We start from the raw sequence: 16,111 nt of genomic DNA, 5'->3' as shown, positions 1-16,111 counted from the left end.
TCAAGTATGACGGGAAAAGACATTCAAAGAGAAACAAGCCAGATTGTAAAAGATGTATTAGAAAAGGCTAATTTGAAGCAAGGAGCTATTTTTGTTTTGGGCCTTTCTTCTAGTGAGGTGATAGGTGGCCAGATTGGCAAGGAATCCAGCCAAGAAATTGGGGAAATCATTGTGAAGACAATCCTGGATATCCTGGAAGCGAAAGGCATTCATTTAGCCGTTCAAGGTTGTGAACATGTCAATCGGGCTCTGGTCGTTGAACGTCAAGTGGCGGAGCAGTTTGGGCTAGAAATCGTCAGTGTCCTTCCTACTCTTCATGCAGGAGGTTCAGGTCAGCTAGCTGCCTTTAAGTTCATGAAAGACCCTGTTGAAGTGGAGTTTATCACGGCTCATGTTGGATTGGATATAGGAGATACCGCAATTGGCATGCATGTCAAGCATGTGCAGGTTCCGATTCGACCAGTTTTGCGTGAGATTGGCCATGCCCATGTAACGGCTTTAGCTAGCCGTCCAAAACTCATCGGTGGTGCGCGTGCACAGTATCCTGAAGACTTCATAAGAAAGTCATAAGTGGGCTGAAAGTTATCGTAAGTTAGAGATATTTCAAGTATGTAGAGGTAAAAGGTTGGAAAATTGTGTTTATATCGTTTCAGGTCCCCCAGGCGTTGGAAAGAGCACCGTCAGCAAAGAGTTGGCCTATTCTTTTGACAAAAGTGCAGTTATAGAGGGGGATATGATTTACTTAATGATAAAAAGTGGTCTCGTAGCTCCTTGGGAAGATGATGGATTTTACATGGATTTATTCTGGGATAATATCATCAGTCTGACCAGTAATTTCTTGGATCGTGGCATTACTGTTGTGATAGAATATGTCATATTTGAAGATCAACTGAAGAAAATTGCAGCCTTCTTAAAAGAAAAACGAATTAAGCTAAAATATTGTGTTCTAATGGCTCAAGAAGAAACCTTGAAAGATAGGGATTCTTCTCGAAAAGAAATTGAGAGAACAGGCGATTTATCAATCCAAGCAAGAAATGAGTTTCTAGCTAAAAATAGTGAGAAACATCATTTTCTATTCACAGATGATTTAGATGTCAAGGAAACGGTAAACATCATTAAAACTTCAAATCAATTTTTAATTTCTGAACAGTAAAAGACAGGGAGAGTAAGGGTACAGAAACCAAGACTCTCCCTGTTTTTTTGTTGAATTCTTGTGCAAAGTACTCCAAACAAGACCATCTTTTACAAGAAGAAGGGATGCTATCTGATGGAAAATTGCCAAAAGTAGAAAAAACCAATTTAGAGAAGATTTTTAGTTATAGAAATCAGTAAACAAAGCTGGATTTAGCTGTTCTAGGTCCGCCTTTTTGTGCTATACTTAAGATATGCATAGAAAAACAGTGATTGATTTTAGGGCTTTGGGCGAGAGATACACTTTTACCCAGCCGATCAAAGAGTTAAAAACGAGAGATTTATCAGAAGTGGCGGACTTGCTGGCACAAGTGGAAAGCTACCAAGAGCAAGTAACGGATACCGTAGAAACATTGGATGAGAGGGATTTTAACCAGCATAACGGGGTCTAAACTAGGACGACCTTTATCTTCAGAATAAGTATCTGCGACTAAGTCATAGATGAAGGAAAAATCGACCACTTGCTCAACCTGACGAAGAAAATGGGCTTGCGGAACGAGTTCATCTAGCGTGTAAAAACCAACTTGATTGCGGTTATATTCGAGATTTTCTTTGTGAAACATAGGGAACACCTCACAACTTTTCTTACCTCTATTATACGACTTTACACAAAGAAAAGCCCTTAGAAATTTGTAGTCTAAGGACTTTGTCTTCAATCTGAGGAGCTTAGCTCCTTTTTTTGTGTTAAGTTTAGATAAAATAGACAAGCGTAGCAAAGTTGTCACAAATTTTTTCTTTTGTAGTAAAATAAGATTAGAATTTTGTGAAAGTAGGTAATTCGTTGGAGTCGATTATATTTCTAGTATCCGTTTTTTTGGCAGGTATCCTGTCCTTCTTTTCACCCTGCATCTTCCCTTTGCTACCTGTCTATGCTGGTATTCTGCTAGATGATCAGGGAAATTCGAAAAGTTTTCGCTTTTTTGGAAGAGACGTTGCATGGTCAGGTTTAATTCGGACCCTGTGCTTTATTGCAGGAATCTCCCTCATTTTCTTTATTTTAGGATTTGGAGCTGGATTCCTAGGGCACATGCTCTATGCAGACTGGTTTCGTTATGCTATGGGGACAGTCATTATCCTTTTAGGCCTTCACCAGATGGAAATCTTGCATTTTAATAAACTGGAAGTTCAAAAGACAGTCACCTTCAAACAATCAAAGTCTAATCACTATCTGTCAGCCTTTTTACTTGGGATAACCTTTAGTTTTGGCTGGACTCCTTGTATCGGACCAGTTTTGAGTTCGGTCTTGGCTCTTGCAGCTTCTGGAGGGAATGGTGCTTGGCAAGGAGCCTTACTAACCTTAGTGTACACATTGGGAATGGCCCTTCCTTTCCTTGTTTTGGCCTTGGCTTCGGGCTGGATCATGCCCTATTTTAGTAAACTAAAACCCCATATGATCCTACTAAAGAAAATCGGGGGAGCTTTGATTGTTTTGATGGGATTATTATTAATGCTAGGGCAGTTAAATGCCTTGTCAGGAATTCTTGGATAAAAGGAGAAAAAGATGAAAAAAGTTATTTTTGCGGGATTTAGCCTCATGTCTTTATTTTTGTTGATTGCCTGTGGTGAAAAAGAAACCAAACAAACGGAAAGTCCCAAACAGTCTACTGTACAGCAAATCGCAGTCGGTAAGGATGCGCCAGACTTCACCTTGCAGTCTATGGATGGCAAAGAAGTCAAGTTATCAGACTATAAAGGGAAAAAGGTCTATTTGAAATTCTGGGCCTCTTGGTGTGGTCCTTGTCGAAAGAGTATGCCTGAGTTGATGGAATTAGCTGCAAAACAAGATCGAGATTTTGAAATCCTAAGTGTTGTCGCACCAGGGCTACAAGGTGAAAAAACAGTTCAAGACTTTCCAAAATGGTACCAAGAACAAGGATACAAGGATATACCAGTTTTATATGATACGAAAGCAACCACCTTCCAAGCCTACCAAATTCGTAGTATTCCAACAGAATACTTAATTGACAGCCAAGGAAAAATCGGAAAAATCCAATTTGGTGCTATTAGCAATGCAGATGCTGAAGCAGCTTTTAAAGAGATGAAATAGAAAAATCGCGAAAACTCGCGATTTTTTTATAGTTTTTCATTGATAAAGCGGATGAATTGATTCCACCAAACTTTTAAGAAGAAGGCTTTTTCTACTTTCTTTTCAGCGACCATTTCAAAAGAAGGTTTTTCAGAAGTGAGATAACCTTGACCGACCAAATCTTGGTCATCATAGGTTAGATGACCAACAACAGTTTCAGCTTCTAGTGGCGCTGTCTCGGCCTTGGTTTTTGGAGTAAATTGCAGGCTTGATGATGCTCGACTTCCCAATCGTTGTATGACAGTGACATCAGATTTAGCAACAGCAGTTACGGTATCTTCCTTCCCATCAAGTACAGAAACTTTGCTATCTTTGTAGGCTTCTCCCTTCTGGACAATCGTTTTGAGAGCATAATTAGATGTTATATAGTCCAAAAGAGAAGAAGTAGCAGTAAAGCGAGCGTAAGGATTGCTGTTTTGCTGGTCAGCGTTTAAGACAACTGTGATGATTCGCATACCTTTTTCGGTAGTTGTTCCAACGAAAGAAGCCCCCGCCTTGTCTGTTGTACCAGTTTTGAGCCCATCAACTCCACCTCTATATGCTGGCATCCCTTCCAACATATAGTTAGTAGAGTGAATTTCCATACCAGCAAATGTTGATGAAGATTTCTTGGTTATTTCTAAAACTTGAGGGTAATCTCTGATGAGATTTCGAGCGATGATTGCAACATCGTAAGCACTTAGTTTGTTTTCCTCATCCTTTTTGGAACCAGGATAGATATTATTTCCAAGTGTTTCGTTATTAAGTCCAGTAGTATTGACAATAGTAGCATCTTTGATACCCCATTCAAGAAGTTTCGCCCTCATCTTGTCAACGAAGTCTTTCTCTGAACCAGCAATTTTTTCAGCAAGAGCAATGGCTGCACTATTGGCACTTGATACTAGAGTTGCTTCCAATAATTGCTCCACTGTATACTTGCGCGCTTCCATAGGAACATTACTAGCCTCAGAATTGGTTGTGAGTTGGTATGGATAGTCAGAGATATCAACTGGAGTAGATAGGCTAATGGTCCCTTGTTCCAAGGCTTCATAGACTAGGTAGACAGTGAGAATCTTGGTGATAGAAGCAATTTCTACAGGCTGATTTGCATCTTTCTCGTAGAGGATTTTTCCAGTTGTAGCCTCGACAGCAATGGCATGTTTAGCAGCAACGTCAAAATCTTGCGCAGATACAGTGGGGATGGCTGTACCAAAAATGATAAGAGTTAGTAAGGTTAAAATTATTTTCTTCATAGTAGTTTTATTCTATCACAAAGCGAAAAAATATTCTTGTTTTTATAGTAAAGCCATCTTATCTTTTTGAAGAATTATGGTAAAATAGAAGGAAGGAGGCGCCTATGTTCCGTAGAAACAAGTTATTTTTTTGGACAGCTGAAATTTTACTATTAACTCTTATTTTCTATCTTTGGAGAGAGATGGGAGCGATTGTCACACCTTTTGTGATGGTAGCTAATACCATTATGATTCCATTTTTGCTCGGAGGATTCTTCTATTACCTGACAAATCCCATCGTAACATTTCTAGAAAAGAAATGTAAAGTCAATCGTTTGATAGGTGTGCTCATCACACTTTGTGCCTTGATTGGTACAATAGTAGTAGGGGTAGTCTACTTGCTACCGATTTTGATTAATCAGTTGACAAGCTTGATTGTTTCTAGCCAGAATATCTATAGCCGCTTGCAAGATTTGATATATGATTTATCAATGAATCCAATCTTTCAAAATATTGATATTCAAAAAACCATTCAACAGTTGAATTTATCTTACGTTGATATTTTACAAAATATTCTCAACAGTGTGAGCAATAGTTTGGGCAGCGTTCTTTCAGCCTTGTTTAGTACTGTTTTGATTCTCATTATGACACCAGTCTTTTTGATTTATTTCTTGCTTGATGGTCATAAATTCCTTCCGATGTTGGAACGAACAGTCCTAAAACATGATAAATTAAACTTCTCCAGTCTCTTGAAGAATCTGAACGCCACTATTGCACGTTATATCAGTGGGATTGCGATTGATGCTGTTATTATCGGATGTTTGGCCTATATTGGATACAGTACGATAGGGTTGAAATATGCTCTAGTCTTTGCTATTTTTTCTGGTTTGGCAAATCTGATTCCTTATGTTGGACCAAGTATCGGTCTGATTCCCATGATTATTGCCAATGTCTTTACTGATCCGCACAGAGTTCTCATTGCAGTAATTTATATGCTGATTATCCAACAGGTGGATGGGAATATCCTCTACCCTCGTATCGTCGGAGGGGTTATGAAGGTTCATCCAATCACCATTCTGGTCCTTCTCTTACTTTCTAGCAATATTTATGGTGTTATCGGAATGATTGTAGCAGTGCCAACATATTCTATCCTAAAAGAAATTACTAAGTTCTTGGCGAAATTATATGAAAATCATAAAGAAGCCAAAGAAAAAGAACTGGAAAAATCAGAATCAATCTAAAAATCAGGGAGACCTGATTTTTTTTGATAAAAAGACTTGAGGTTAGACTAGTCAAAAGTGTTTTAAATGATTCTGTTGGAAAAGAATGGGAAATTATGAGATTTAGAATAATTCACAAAATGTGTGTAAAACACTTGCAATTTAGCTGAAATTTGATAAAATAGTAAGGAAAGTTAGACTGTATTGCCTACTGTCTATCTATAAAATATATTTTATTGGAGGCTTTTACTCAAATGGCAAAAGAAAAATACGATCGTAGTAAACCACACGTTAACATTGGTACTATCGGACACGTTGACCACGGTAAAACTACCCTAACTGCAGCTATCACAACTGTTTTGGCACGTCGCTTGCCTTCAGCAGTTAACCAACCTAAAGACTATGCGTCTATCGATGCTGCTCCAGAAGAACGCGAACGCGGTATCACTATCAACACTGCGCACGTTGAGTACGAAACTGAAAAACGTCACTATGCCCACATCGACGCTCCAGGACACGCGGACTACGTTAAAAACATGATCACTGGTGCCGCTCAAATGGACGGAGCTATCCTTGTAGTAGCTTCAACTGACGGACCAATGCCACAAACTCGTGAGCACATCCTTCTTTCACGTCAGGTTGGTGTTAAACACCTTATCGTCTTCATGAACAAAATTGACTTGGTAGACGACGAAGAATTGCTTGAATTGGTTGAAATGGAAATCCGTGACCTCTTGTCAGAATACGACTTCCCAGGTGACGATCTTCCAGTTATCCAAGGTTCAGCTCTTAAAGCTCTTGAAGGTGACTCTAAATACGAAGACATCATCATGGAATTGATGAACACTGTTGATGAGTACATCCCAGAACCAGAACGTGACACAGACAAACCATTGCTTCTTCCAGTCGAAGACGTATTCTCAATCACTGGACGTGGTACAGTTGCTTCAGGACGTATCGACCGTGGTACTGTTCGTGTCAACGACGAAATCGAAATCGTTGGTATCAAAGAAGAAACTCAAAAAGCAGTTGTTACTGGTGTTGAAATGTTCCGTAAACAACTTGACGAAGGTCTTGCTGGAGATAACGTAGGTGTCCTTCTTCGTGGTGTTCAACGTGACGAAATCGAACGTGGACAAGTTATCGCTAAACCAGGTTCAATCAACCCACACACTAAATTCAAAGGTGAAGTTTACATCCTTACTAAAGAAGAAGGTGGACGTCACACTCCATTCTTCAACAACTACCGTCCACAATTCTACTTCCGTACTACTGACGTTACAGGTTCAATCGAACTTCCAGCAGGTACTGAAATGGTAATGCCTGGTGATAACGTGACTATCGACGTTGAGTTGATCCACCCAATCGCCGTAGAACAAGGTACTACATTCTCTATCCGTGAGGGTGGACGTACTGTTGGTTCAGGTATGGTTACAGAAATCGAAGCTTAATTCGATTTAGTTCCCAGAAGAACAATTATTTAAGTCAGACACTAAACGAATCTTGCTTTGCAAGGTTCTTTTTTTCTTCTTGCTCTATTTGAAGTGTCTCCACTCTAGCAGTATAATCGTTTTTTTGGTATAATAAAAGTTATGGAAATCGAAAAAACCAATCGTATGAACGCTCTTTTTGAATTTTATGCGGCGCTTTTGACAGACAAGCAGATGAACTATATTGAGCTTTATTATGCAGATGATTATAGTCTTGCTGAGATTGCTGAAGAGTTTGGTGTCAGTCGTCAGGCTGTCTATGATAATATCAAGCGGACAGAAAAGATTCTAGAAGATTATGAGATGAAATTACACATGTACTCGGACTACATTGTCCGCAGTCAGATTTTTGACCAGATCTTGGAGCGTTATCCCAAGGATGACTTTCTGCAGGAGCAGATAGAAGTTTTAACAAGTATTGACAATCGGGAGTAATCATGGGCAGTCTAGTTATTTATCAAGGATTACCTTGCAAACTATTAGCCGCAGAGGAACCATTTCCTACTCGACTACAGATTATCTCGCCCAATGATATCTCCAAAGCTATGCAAATAGGTTTTAGCTGTTGGGGATATCCAAATGAAATCATAAAAGAAATCACACCCGAAGAACTTGAGTGTTTGCAACATTTCGGACGATTTCCACTGAATTGAGTAAATAGGAGAAAAAAATGGCATTTGAAAGTTTAACAGAACGTTTACAGAACGTCTTTAAAAATCTACGTAAAAAAGGAAAAATTTCTGAGGCGGATGTCCAAGAAGCGACCAAAGAGATTCGTTTGGCCTTGCTTGAAGCCGACGTTGCCTTGCCTGTTGTAAAGGACTTTATCAAGAAGGTCCGTGAACGTGCTGTCGGGCATGAGGTCATTGATACTCTTAATCCTGCCCAACAGATTATCAAAATCGTTGATGAGGAACTGACAGCTGTTTTAGGTTCCGATACGGCAGAAATTATCAAGTCACCAAAAATTCCAACCATTATCATGATGGTCGGTTTGCAGGGGGCTGGTAAAACAACCTTTGCTGGTAAGCTGGCTAATAAACTTAAGAAGGAAGAAAATGCACGTCCTTTGATGATTGCGGCGGATATTTATCGTCCAGCTGCCATTGATCAGTTGAAAACACTTGGACAGCAAATTGATGTTCCTGTCTTTGCACTTGGAACAGAAGTGCCAGCTGTTGAGATTGTTCGTCAAGGTTTGGAGCAAGCACAAACCAATCACAACGACTATGTTTTGATCGATACGGCAGGGCGTTTGCAGATTGACGAACTCTTGATGAATGAGCTTCGTGACGTAAAAACCTTGGCTCAACCAAATGAAATTCTGCTCGTCGTTGATGCTATGATTGGTCAAGAAGCGGCCAATGTTGCCCGTGAGTTTAATGCTCAGTTGGAAGTGACTGGGGTCATCCTTACCAAGATTGATGGGGATACTCGTGGCGGTGCTGCTTTGTCCGTTCGCCATATCACTGGTAAACCAATCAAGTTCACTGGTACAGGTGAAAAGATTACAGATATTGAAACCTTCCACCCAGACCGTATGTCAAGCCGTATCCTCGGCATGGGGGATATGCTTACTCTTATTGAGAAAGCTTCTCAAGAATACGATGAGCAAAAAGCCCTTGAAATGGCTGAGAAGATGCGTGAAAACACCTTTGATTTCAATGATTTCATCGATCAGTTGGATCAAGTGCAAAACATGGGACCAATGGAAGATTTGCTTAAGATGATTCCAGGTATGGCCAACAATCCAGCCCTTCAAAACATGAAGGTGGATGAGCGCCAGATTGCGCGCAAACGTGCCATCGTGTCTTCGATGACACCTGAAGAACGTGAAAATCCTGATTTGTTAAATCCAAGTCGTCGTCGTCGTATTGCTGCTGGATCTGGAAATACTTTTATCGAAGTGAATAAATTCATCAAAGACTTTAACCAGGCCAAACAGCTCATGCAAGGTGTCATGTCTGGAGATATGAACAAGATGATGAAACAAATGGGAATCAATCCAAATAACCTCCCTAAGAATATGCCAAATATGGGCGGAATGGATATGTCTGCCCTTGAAGGCATGATGGGACAAGGTGGCATGCCAGATATGTCAGCTCTCGGAGGAGCAGGAATGCCAGATATGAGCCAGATGTTTGGTGGCGGACTCAAAGGTAAAATCGGTGAATTTGCCATGAAACAGTCTATGAAACGCATGGCGAATAAAATGAAAAAAGCTAAGAAAAAACGCAAATAAAAAGGAAAGCTGAAGTGCTTTCCTTTTTTATATAAAATATGTACTTTCTATGATTAGGCAATTTTCTTAATCGAAAAATTACGAAATAGAAAGAGTGATTTCAAATCCTTGCAGCCATTCGGATTTTACTGTGATTTCGATTTTTAAAGCATCTGCTAATTGTTTGACCAGATAGAGACCAATGCCTGTCGATTTCTTCCTTGTCTCACCTGAATCACCTGTAAATCCTTTTTCAAAGATATGAGGGAGGTCGCAAGCTTTAACTCCGCAGCCATTATCCCTAATAATCAGACTTGTGCGCTCCTTATCCTTTGACATAGAAATACTGAGTTCGGGCTTGTCAGAGCTGTATTTAAGGGCGTTGGCGAGGATTTGGGAGAGGATAAATTCAAAACTGCGTTGATCGGTGTAGCAGGTTCCTTGTATATTTTCTAGCTGAATCGTAAAATTCTTTTCTTTGAGTAAGGGATCAAAATTTTCCAATAGATCTTGGATACATTCTTCTAGATCAAGGTCTTCAAATAGAAAATCATTTTTCTCACTTTTCACCCTGTAGTAGAATAGGATCTGTGATACATTTTCTTGGATTTGCTTTTTCACATAGTTCAACTTAAAAGCTGTATCCTCAGGTAACTTGTCGCTTTGATTGTCCAAAAGGAGGGAAAGAAGCGATAGAGGGAGTTTAATCTCATGCGCCCATTTTTCAACATAGTCCTCGTACTCGGCTAGTAATGAGTTGAGTTTTCCTATTTCAGCCTGCTTTTGATAAAGTGTATCTGCCATTTGTTCAATGCTTTCTTTCTCTGAGGCACTTGATAAATGCAATAATTCAAGCTCAGTATCCGTCTTAGGATTGGATATGAAGGCTTTATAGGCAGCAGATTTTTTTCTTTCTTTTCTTATCAGTAGGAATGATAGGATGAAAAAGAGCAGGACGGTGGCTAAAATATAGAGTAAGATGAGGGCCTGAAACATTCTCACATCTGAAAGCCAAAGCAGGACAGCTGTAAATAGATCAAATGCTAAGAGAACAAGTAACCAAGGCAGATAAGTAGCTAGATATTTTAGATTAAATTTCATCTGGACTTACCTCTTCTAGCTTGTAACCAATACCTCTGACGGACTTGACTTGAAGGGCAATGCCAGCCTGTTTCATCACCTTTTTCAGCCTTGCAATGTTTACTTGTAGGGCATTTTCATCGATGAACTCAGTTGTATTCCACAGTTTCATGCTTAGTTCTTCTTTTGTGACGACAGAATCAGTTGCCACTAATAAGGTTTCTAACAATTTCCCTTGATTTTGAGGGAGTAAAATCGAATGTCCGTTGATATAAAGGGTATAGGTATTTCTATCCAGCAGGAAATTATCTTTTTCAAGCAAATTTTGTCTACCTTCATAGCGTTTCAAGATGTTTTCTATACGAGCCAAGAATCTTTCTTTCTTGAAAGGTTTTGTTAGATATTCATCTGCCCCTAATTTCAGAGCGTGGATTTCATCTTTTAATTGTTCACGAGAGGTGAGAACCAATATGGGCACAGAGCGTTTGGACTTGAGATTTTTACAAATTTGAAAACCTGTTTCTCCTGGCAAATTCAAATCCAGTATGATTAGATCCGTATCGTATTGCAGCACTTGCTGGCTTGTATCTTTGAAGTCAGTCAACTTATCAACTTGATAACCCGCTTTCTCTAACAAGATGACAATTTCATCTCGAATCAAGGCTTCATCTTCAATTACCAGAATATGCTTCATATCGGTTCCTCCTTTTCCTATTTTATTCTACCTTATTCATCTCTTTTGGGTTCCATTAAGGACAACAAGTACTTATTGCTATTTTTCTTTACAATTCTGATATAGATGACTTCAAAGCCTGCTAAGAGCAGTACTATCAGCATGGCTGTGATAAATTTCTGCCCCATGACCATTCTTGCACTGGCTGGTACTATTCCTGTGAGGAGGGAGCCCACTCCGAAGCTACTACTGATAAGTGCAAGGGCTATTGGCAGACCGAAATACCAATTGATTTGCTTTTCTGAAGATTTACAAAGAGTTTCGTAGTTGGCTCCGAGATGGATCAAGGTTTGGTATCGTCTGTAGGATTGTCTTTGTCCCATCAAAAACTGAACGCCAATGATTGTATTTGCCACAACAAGGAAGATGATAGCCAGATAGATAGTGATATAGCTGGCAGAGATAATGTAAAATAATTGTCTTCCCATATTTTGTATATAGCTTTCATAGCCAAGAGAGGTTTGATTTAGCTTTTCATTCGTATCTGAGATAGCTCTCATCAAGCCTTTTTCTTTGACCAGCTCAGGAGCCAAGATACCGCTGACATAGTTCGAGTAGCGACCGTCTGTATAGTTCATAAAGACTTCATCTGGGACTATGAGGGCAACAGAGAGGGTGATCTCACGATCCGTTACGATTGGCAAAGACTCCACCTCTCCAATCAATTTCACATCATTTCCCATGACTTTGATTTGAGGGTTTGTCTTTAGGACAGAGTTGACAAGACTCTCATCTGGGAGAAAATCTTTCCCCATATACAAGTAGGCTTCCTTGCTAGTTAATTCTAGAGGAGGGAGATTGGCAGCCTTTCTAAGTTCGTTGTATTCGGAAACTGGCATGAGGTGGGAAGTAGTAGACTGTTTAAATTTATGGAGCAAAATTTCCTTGTTCTTGCTGTCTTTTTGCTTTTTCAACTCCTTGATGACCTCTTCGAAGGACACGGACTTGTGTTCTTTAGGTGTGCCTACTTTGATTTGCAGAATCTTTGAAAACTGTGATACTAGTCCGGCATCTTCAAGCTCTTTTTTTACTGCATTTACATCAAGATTTTCATCTGTTTCCTGCTTGCTATCTCTAAATGTATAATCCAATACGTGGGTTTGATTGCCTGAATTGCCACTTGCAATAGCAACACCTGCTCCAAAGAGACACAAGGCAGAGAAGATTAAGAGGGAGCAGATGGCCAGTATAGTTGAGCGCTGGATAACTAATTCCTGAATCTGTCTAAAATTATAGGCATGAAGTTTTCGATTGTTTCCAAGCTTGACCAAAAAGTCTATAAATAAACGCATACCAAAGAAGAGGAGGATAGTTCCTAGAGTCCCCAAGAGAACAGTGATGCCCATGGTTATGACACTTTTCCAAGCTCGTCCACTCATACCCATGTAATAGGCTGTTCCTAGAAGCAAAATTCCGAGGAAGGAAGCAAGAAGGTACACACCCTTGGGGAGTAGTTTCTTCATTCCAGAAGGAGAATAGGATAGCAGATTTCCAATTTCCTTATTGGCCGTCTTTGCACTTAAAAGGACAAAAACAGCTAATTTTACGGCCAGGAAACCGATGACTGTATAGAGTAGAGCTGTAGTAGATAGAGAAAATTGATGCTCAATAATCCCTAGTCCCACAATTTTAGCGGTTATTAGGCTGATCAGTTCTGAAATCAAGATAGAAATAGGAAGGCCTATTCCAAGGGCAAGGACACTGTTTCTCAAATCCTCGAGCAGAAGTAGCAAGAACAGTTTGCTTTTTCGCATTCCCAGTGTGAGATAGACACCAAATTCATGTTTTCTCCTTTCCATCTGCATACTGCTTGCGAAGTAGACTAGAAAAAAGAGAATAAAGAGCGTTGCTACGTAAAGAATGGGAATCATGCTAAAGAGTTTATCTACAGCATGACTCTCTATTTGTTTTAGAAAGATCATCACATCTTGATGAGACAAAGAAAGGATGATATAAAAGGAAATAATAGAAAGAACCATGGAACTGAAGTACAAGCCATTATTCTTTCGATCTCTCTTGCTATTTCTTGAAACTAATTTAGAAAACATTGCCATCACCTCCAGCTAGCGCTGCCATGACCTTTAGTATTCTGTGATAGAAGTCTTCTTGACTTTCTCTTGGATAATCGCGTCGGATTTCATGGAATAGTTTTCCATCTTGGATGAACAAGATGCGGTTGCAAAAACTGGCAGCGACGGAGTCGTGGGTCACCATGAGAATGGTGGTTTCTTCCACTTGATTCATTTCGGATAATTTTTGCATCAAAATGGTCGCATTTTTAGAGTCCAAAGCCCCAGTGGGCTCATCTGCAAATACAATCTTAGGGTCTAAAATCAAGGCACGAGCAGCAGCTACCCTTTGCCGTTGACCACCTGATAATTGAGATGGGAACTTATCCAGAAGTTCAGAAATATCCAGATATTGGGAAAGCAATTCTAACCGAAGTTTGCTTTCGTTAGCATCGACCTTGTGCAAAGACAAGGGAAGTAAAATATTTTCTTTGGCTGTCAGATTGTCCAAAAGCTCAAAATTTTGAAAGAGGTAACCGATTTCCTTACCACGATAATCAGCTAACTGACTACCTTTTAATTGACTTAAATCCTTTTCTTGCATTTGAATGGAACCGTCAGTTGGCTTGATGATAGTGGCGAGACAGTTAAGAAGGGTTGTTTTTCCAGATCCACTGCTCCCCATAATCCCTAAGAACTCACCTTTGACAACTTGAAAAGATATGCCGTTCAAGGCCTTGGTGATATTCGGCTCTTTTCCATAATGCTTTGTTAATGATTCTACTCGTAAAATTGTTTCCATGTGAAACACCTCCATCTTTTGTTACTTTCATTATAATATGAATCAGAGTAGAATAACACTTACGGATGATGTAAGAAATCTTTATCGCTGGCATTTATAGTCAGGTTATTGGACTTATACTTACTATATTATAGCATGGTTTCAGGGATTTAAAAAGAGGAGTTGAGAGTCGAGAAATTTTCCTAATATTGAAATTATAAAAAATAATACCACTGTAGTCCATGCTCCAGCAGTATTATTTTTTATTTTATAGGAAACTCTACTCCCATTCAATTGAGACTGGTATATCCCTATCCCTTGTAAATCAAGGGTTTAGAAGGGTTATATACTTCAATGGGGGATTTTTCGGGGGGATTGATTTTTTCATATGTTGATTTCAATTAAATTTTACTCTTGTTTCTGATGCGGTTTGTATGGTAATTGCATTTGTAAGTAGTTGAGCTATCTCTTTATCAGCACCACTGTACAAGTACTAATGATAGTCAGCTATCAGGAACATATTCATACGAAAAAAGCGGTATTGATGGTTCTGAAATGGGATTCGAAGACGAAGAATTGACATTGCATTACGAACTAAAAGTAAGTGGTGATGAAAACATATTTAATATCAATCTCCTTTCAGAGAGAGGCAATAATGTGAAGTACCTCTATTCCGAGAAAGTAGCTATTGATACAGACAAACAGATTATCAGTGATAACAATGGTACTGAGCTGAAATATTCAGCTTCTGGAGATTCTGTAACAATGCCTGATTTAGCAGGAGATAGTGGTGAAACAGTAACATTAAGTAAATAGAATAAACCAAAAAATAGAGCTTGATATGTAATCTATCAGGCTCTATTCTTGTAAGTTTGTAAGTAATATTTTATATTAATCATCTAATTACAGTTTTTTTACATTTTTTATTAATATTTCTGTATTGTCAATTAAAAATTTCCCATCATTATTACTAATAAACTCATTGATATATTTAAGAATACAAACATAATGATTATAGTAAACGTTATATGTATTTACATCTAAACAGAAGTGAGTTAAAGCAAATTTAACATGGTCAGTTCGTTTAATATCGGTGAAATCTACGATTTTTGCTCTATTGGCATCAATTTTCTTTCCTAGAGCATATCTATTTGGAATTTCGTTATTATCACTATTATGAATGATACTATAGTCATTCATAATGGGTGTATTTTCTTTAAAATTTTCAAAAAAATGTTCTCTATTAATAAAAAGATTATGGGATTTTAATTCCTTAATTAATTTAATAATGGGTACATACAGGTTTGTGTTAAACATATTAATAGAGGTGATTCTATCTAACTCGTTTGTTAATATTTTAATTTGCTCGTCATAGCTTGTAAATAAGTTAAAACCCAGCAATTCATGCGAAAGTAGTCTATTTATTTCTGTAGGAGTCATATTTAAAACATTAGTAATTGCTTCAAAAGAGCAGACAGTTTCACTTCCATATAAAACCTTTATAATTCTTGATATGATATTAATAAAGCATGAATAGATTTTTATACTATAAAAGTCACTAACTTCTTGGACTTGTTCTAAAGTATAGTAATTCTTATCAATTATTTGTTTAAATATATCAGCTAACTTTTTCCTTGTTTCGGAAATATTGGATGTTTCATAAGTTAGAATTCGTCTATTACGTAAATCGAAAGGTAGTTCTGAAACATCGCCAAAATCAGAATTGAACACACAAATAACTCTATCCCACCCTAGACACTTTACTGCATATCCTAATTCAAATAATACGTTAGGGTTAGGAGTTCTTTTACCATTTAAACTACTGTTTATAATTGATATATCTGCTATAAATAGGCCACACTTATCAATTTTGGTTAATATTGAATCAACAATATCTGGACTACCTAGAACACCTTTTGTATCTCTGTCAATTTCAGTGATAAGAGAGTACGGAGAATCTTGGTTCATTTTTTTCAATGCTAATTTTATAGAATTCTCAATTAAATTTCTATTTGTTTTATTCGGTAAGTCAGATTGCCATGAAAAGAATATTGTAGTCATAAAAAGCTCCGATAGTTAATCAGTAGAA

At 38.4% G+C, this 16,111-nt stretch carries 16 protein-coding genes and 1 pseudogene; 10 read left to right on the top strand and 7 right to left on the bottom strand.

The features are described 5' to 3' along the window. Window positions 1-6: 6 nt before the first annotated feature. Both HMPREF0850_RS09425 and HMPREF0850_RS09420 read left to right on the top strand, forming a co-directional pair. Window positions 7-570: a TIGR01440 family protein gene (locus HMPREF0850_RS09425; RefSeq protein ID WP_000145893.1), complete on the top strand. Its 564-nt coding sequence runs from the start codon at window positions 7-9 to the stop codon at window positions 568-570. 55 nt (window positions 571-625) lie between these two features. Then, window positions 626-1,153 (top strand): AAA family ATPase, encoded by a 528-nt coding sequence (locus tag HMPREF0850_RS09420; protein WP_000426565.1) that lies wholly within the window; start codon window positions 626-628, stop codon window positions 1,151-1,153. 373 nt (window positions 1,154-1,526) lie between these two features. On the opposite strand, the pseudogene HMPREF0850_RS0103360 reads toward HMPREF0850_RS09420, so the two are convergent. Then, window positions 1,527-1,754 (bottom strand): annotated as a pseudogene (locus tag HMPREF0850_RS0103360) (IS5/IS1182 family transposase); the annotation flags it as partial. A 218-nt stretch (window positions 1,755-1,972) separates the two neighbouring features. On the opposite strand from HMPREF0850_RS0103360, the gene ccdA2 reads away from it, so the two are divergent. After that, window positions 1,973-2,680, top strand: coding sequence for a thiol-disulfide oxidoreductase-associated membrane protein CcdA2 (gene ccdA2, locus HMPREF0850_RS09415; RefSeq protein ID WP_009014005.1), 708 nt, complete (start codon window positions 1,973-1,975; stop codon window positions 2,678-2,680). A gap of 12 nt (window positions 2,681-2,692) precedes the next feature. Next, on the top strand, window positions 2,693-3,238 hold the full coding sequence (gene sdbB, locus HMPREF0850_RS09410) for a thiol-disulfide oxidoreductase-associated lipoprotein SdbB (RefSeq protein WP_000755584.1): 546 nt from the start codon (window positions 2,693-2,695) through the stop codon (window positions 3,236-3,238). 26 nt (window positions 3,239-3,264) lie between these two features. Here sdbB and pbp3 read toward each other — a convergent pair whose 3' ends face one another. After that, complete coding sequence (gene pbp3, locus HMPREF0850_RS09405) at window positions 3,265-4,509, bottom strand: D-alanyl-D-alanine carboxypeptidase PBP3 (protein WP_000720662.1); 1,245 nt, start codon at window positions 4,507-4,509, stop codon at window positions 3,265-3,267. 104 nt (window positions 4,510-4,613) lie between these two features. Between pbp3 and HMPREF0850_RS09400 the strand changes: the two genes are divergently transcribed. The 5 genes from HMPREF0850_RS09400 (at window position 4,614) to ffh (ending at window position 9,440) form a co-directional block, all read left to right on the top strand. Then, the gene (locus HMPREF0850_RS09400; RefSeq protein ID WP_000489833.1) at window positions 4,614-5,729 is read left to right on the top strand and encodes an AI-2E family transporter; all 1,116 of its coding nucleotides are present in this window, start codon (window positions 4,614-4,616) and stop codon (window positions 5,727-5,729) included. A gap of 233 nt (window positions 5,730-5,962) precedes the next feature. Then, complete coding sequence (gene tuf / locus HMPREF0850_RS09395) at window positions 5,963-7,159, top strand: elongation factor Tu (protein WP_001040719.1); 1,197 nt, start codon at window positions 5,963-5,965, stop codon at window positions 7,157-7,159. Window positions 7,160-7,300: 141 nt separating this feature from the next. Continuing rightward, window positions 7,301-7,633: a putative DNA-binding protein gene (locus tag HMPREF0850_RS09390; protein WP_000402068.1), complete on the top strand. Its 333-nt coding sequence runs from the start codon at window positions 7,301-7,303 to the stop codon at window positions 7,631-7,633. A 2-nt stretch (window positions 7,634-7,635) separates the two neighbouring features. Continuing rightward, window positions 7,636-7,851: a hypothetical protein gene (locus HMPREF0850_RS13155; protein WP_000535218.1), complete on the top strand. Its 216-nt coding sequence runs from the start codon at window positions 7,636-7,638 to the stop codon at window positions 7,849-7,851. 17 nt (window positions 7,852-7,868) lie between these two features. Beyond that, window positions 7,869-9,440 carry a signal recognition particle protein gene (gene ffh, locus HMPREF0850_RS09380; protein WP_000863613.1) on the top strand — a complete coding sequence of 524 codons (1,572 nt, stop codon included), beginning with the start codon at window positions 7,869-7,871 and terminating at the stop codon, window positions 9,438-9,440. A gap of 78 nt (window positions 9,441-9,518) precedes the next feature. Here ffh and HMPREF0850_RS09375 read toward each other — a convergent pair whose 3' ends face one another. From HMPREF0850_RS09375 to HMPREF0850_RS09360, 4 genes are read right to left on the bottom strand one after another with little or no spacing between them, the layout of a single operon-like run. Continuing rightward, window positions 9,519-10,520 (bottom strand): sensor histidine kinase, encoded by a 1,002-nt coding sequence (locus tag HMPREF0850_RS09375; protein ID WP_000671277.1) that lies wholly within the window; start codon window positions 10,518-10,520, stop codon window positions 9,519-9,521. Beyond that, the gene (locus HMPREF0850_RS09370; protein WP_000680568.1) at window positions 10,510-11,193 is read right to left on the bottom strand and encodes a response regulator transcription factor; all 684 of its coding nucleotides are present in this window, start codon (window positions 11,191-11,193) and stop codon (window positions 10,510-10,512) included. Before HMPREF0850_RS09370 ends, HMPREF0850_RS09375 begins: the two co-directional genes overlap by 11 nt. A 32-nt stretch (window positions 11,194-11,225) precedes the next feature. Further along, on the bottom strand, window positions 11,226-13,280 hold the full coding sequence (locus tag HMPREF0850_RS09365) for an FtsX-like permease family protein (protein ID WP_000491812.1): 2,055 nt from the start codon (window positions 13,278-13,280) through the stop codon (window positions 11,226-11,228). Continuing rightward, window positions 13,270-14,043, bottom strand: coding sequence for an ABC transporter ATP-binding protein (locus HMPREF0850_RS09360; RefSeq protein ID WP_000447873.1), 774 nt, complete (start codon window positions 14,041-14,043; stop codon window positions 13,270-13,272). The genes HMPREF0850_RS09365 and HMPREF0850_RS09360 overlap by 11 nt, the downstream gene beginning before the upstream one ends. Before the next feature lie 534 nt (window positions 14,044-14,577). Between HMPREF0850_RS09360 and HMPREF0850_RS09355 the strand changes: the two genes are divergently transcribed. Then, window positions 14,578-14,838 carry a hypothetical protein gene (locus tag HMPREF0850_RS09355; protein WP_000505232.1) on the top strand — a complete coding sequence of 87 codons (261 nt, stop codon included), beginning with the start codon at window positions 14,578-14,580 and terminating at the stop codon, window positions 14,836-14,838. 87 nt (window positions 14,839-14,925) lie between these two features. Here the strand turns inward: HMPREF0850_RS09355 and HMPREF0850_RS09350 are convergent, their stop codons facing one another. Then, window positions 14,926-16,083 carry a hypothetical protein gene (locus HMPREF0850_RS09350; protein ID WP_009014003.1) on the bottom strand — a complete coding sequence of 386 codons (1,158 nt, stop codon included), beginning with the start codon at window positions 16,081-16,083 and terminating at the stop codon, window positions 14,926-14,928. Window positions 16,084-16,111 lie beyond the last annotated feature (28 nt).

The organism is Streptococcus sp. M143 (assembly GCF_000162495.1).
Taxonomy (GTDB): Bacteria; Bacillota; Bacilli; order Lactobacillales; family Streptococcaceae; genus Streptococcus; species Streptococcus dentisani.
The sequence above is the reverse complement of the archived record's forward strand: the minus strand, read 5'-3'. Positions and strand labels throughout refer to the sequence as shown.

Coding starts and splice junctions, on each gene's coding strand:
- HMPREF0850_RS09425 (WP_000145893.1), top strand. CDS start 7: ATGACGGGAAAAGACATTCAAAGAGAAACAAGCCAGATTGTAAAAGAT.
- sdbB (WP_000755584.1), top strand. CDS start 2,693: ATGAAAAAAGTTATTTTTGCGGGATTTAGCCTCATGTCTTTATTTTTG.
- pbp3 (WP_000720662.1), bottom strand. CDS start 4,509: ATGAAGAAAATAATTTTAACCTTACTAACTCTTATCATTTTTGGTACA.
- HMPREF0850_RS09400 (WP_000489833.1), top strand. CDS start 4,614: ATGTTCCGTAGAAACAAGTTATTTTTTTGGACAGCTGAAATTTTACTA.
- tuf (WP_001040719.1), top strand. CDS start 5,963: ATGGCAAAAGAAAAATACGATCGTAGTAAACCACACGTTAACATTGGT.
- HMPREF0850_RS09390 (WP_000402068.1), top strand. CDS start 7,301: ATGGAAATCGAAAAAACCAATCGTATGAACGCTCTTTTTGAATTTTAT.
- HMPREF0850_RS13155 (WP_000535218.1), top strand. CDS start 7,636: ATGGGCAGTCTAGTTATTTATCAAGGATTACCTTGCAAACTATTAGCC.
- ffh (WP_000863613.1), top strand. CDS start 7,869: ATGGCATTTGAAAGTTTAACAGAACGTTTACAGAACGTCTTTAAAAAT.
- HMPREF0850_RS09375 (WP_000671277.1), bottom strand. CDS start 10,520: ATGAAATTTAATCTAAAATATCTAGCTACTTATCTGCCTTGGTTACTT.
- HMPREF0850_RS09370 (WP_000680568.1), bottom strand. CDS start 11,193: ATGAAGCATATTCTGGTAATTGAAGATGAAGCCTTGATTCGAGATGAA.
- HMPREF0850_RS09365 (WP_000491812.1), bottom strand. CDS start 13,280: ATGTTTTCTAAATTAGTTTCAAGAAATAGCAAGAGAGATCGAAAGAAT.
- HMPREF0850_RS09360 (WP_000447873.1), bottom strand. CDS start 14,043: ATGGAAACAATTTTACGAGTAGAATCATTAACAAAGCATTATGGAAAA.
- HMPREF0850_RS09355 (WP_000505232.1), top strand. CDS start 14,578: ATGGGATTCGAAGACGAAGAATTGACATTGCATTACGAACTAAAAGTA.
- HMPREF0850_RS09350 (WP_009014003.1), bottom strand. CDS start 16,083: ATGACTACAATATTCTTTTCATGGCAATCTGACTTACCGAATAAAACA.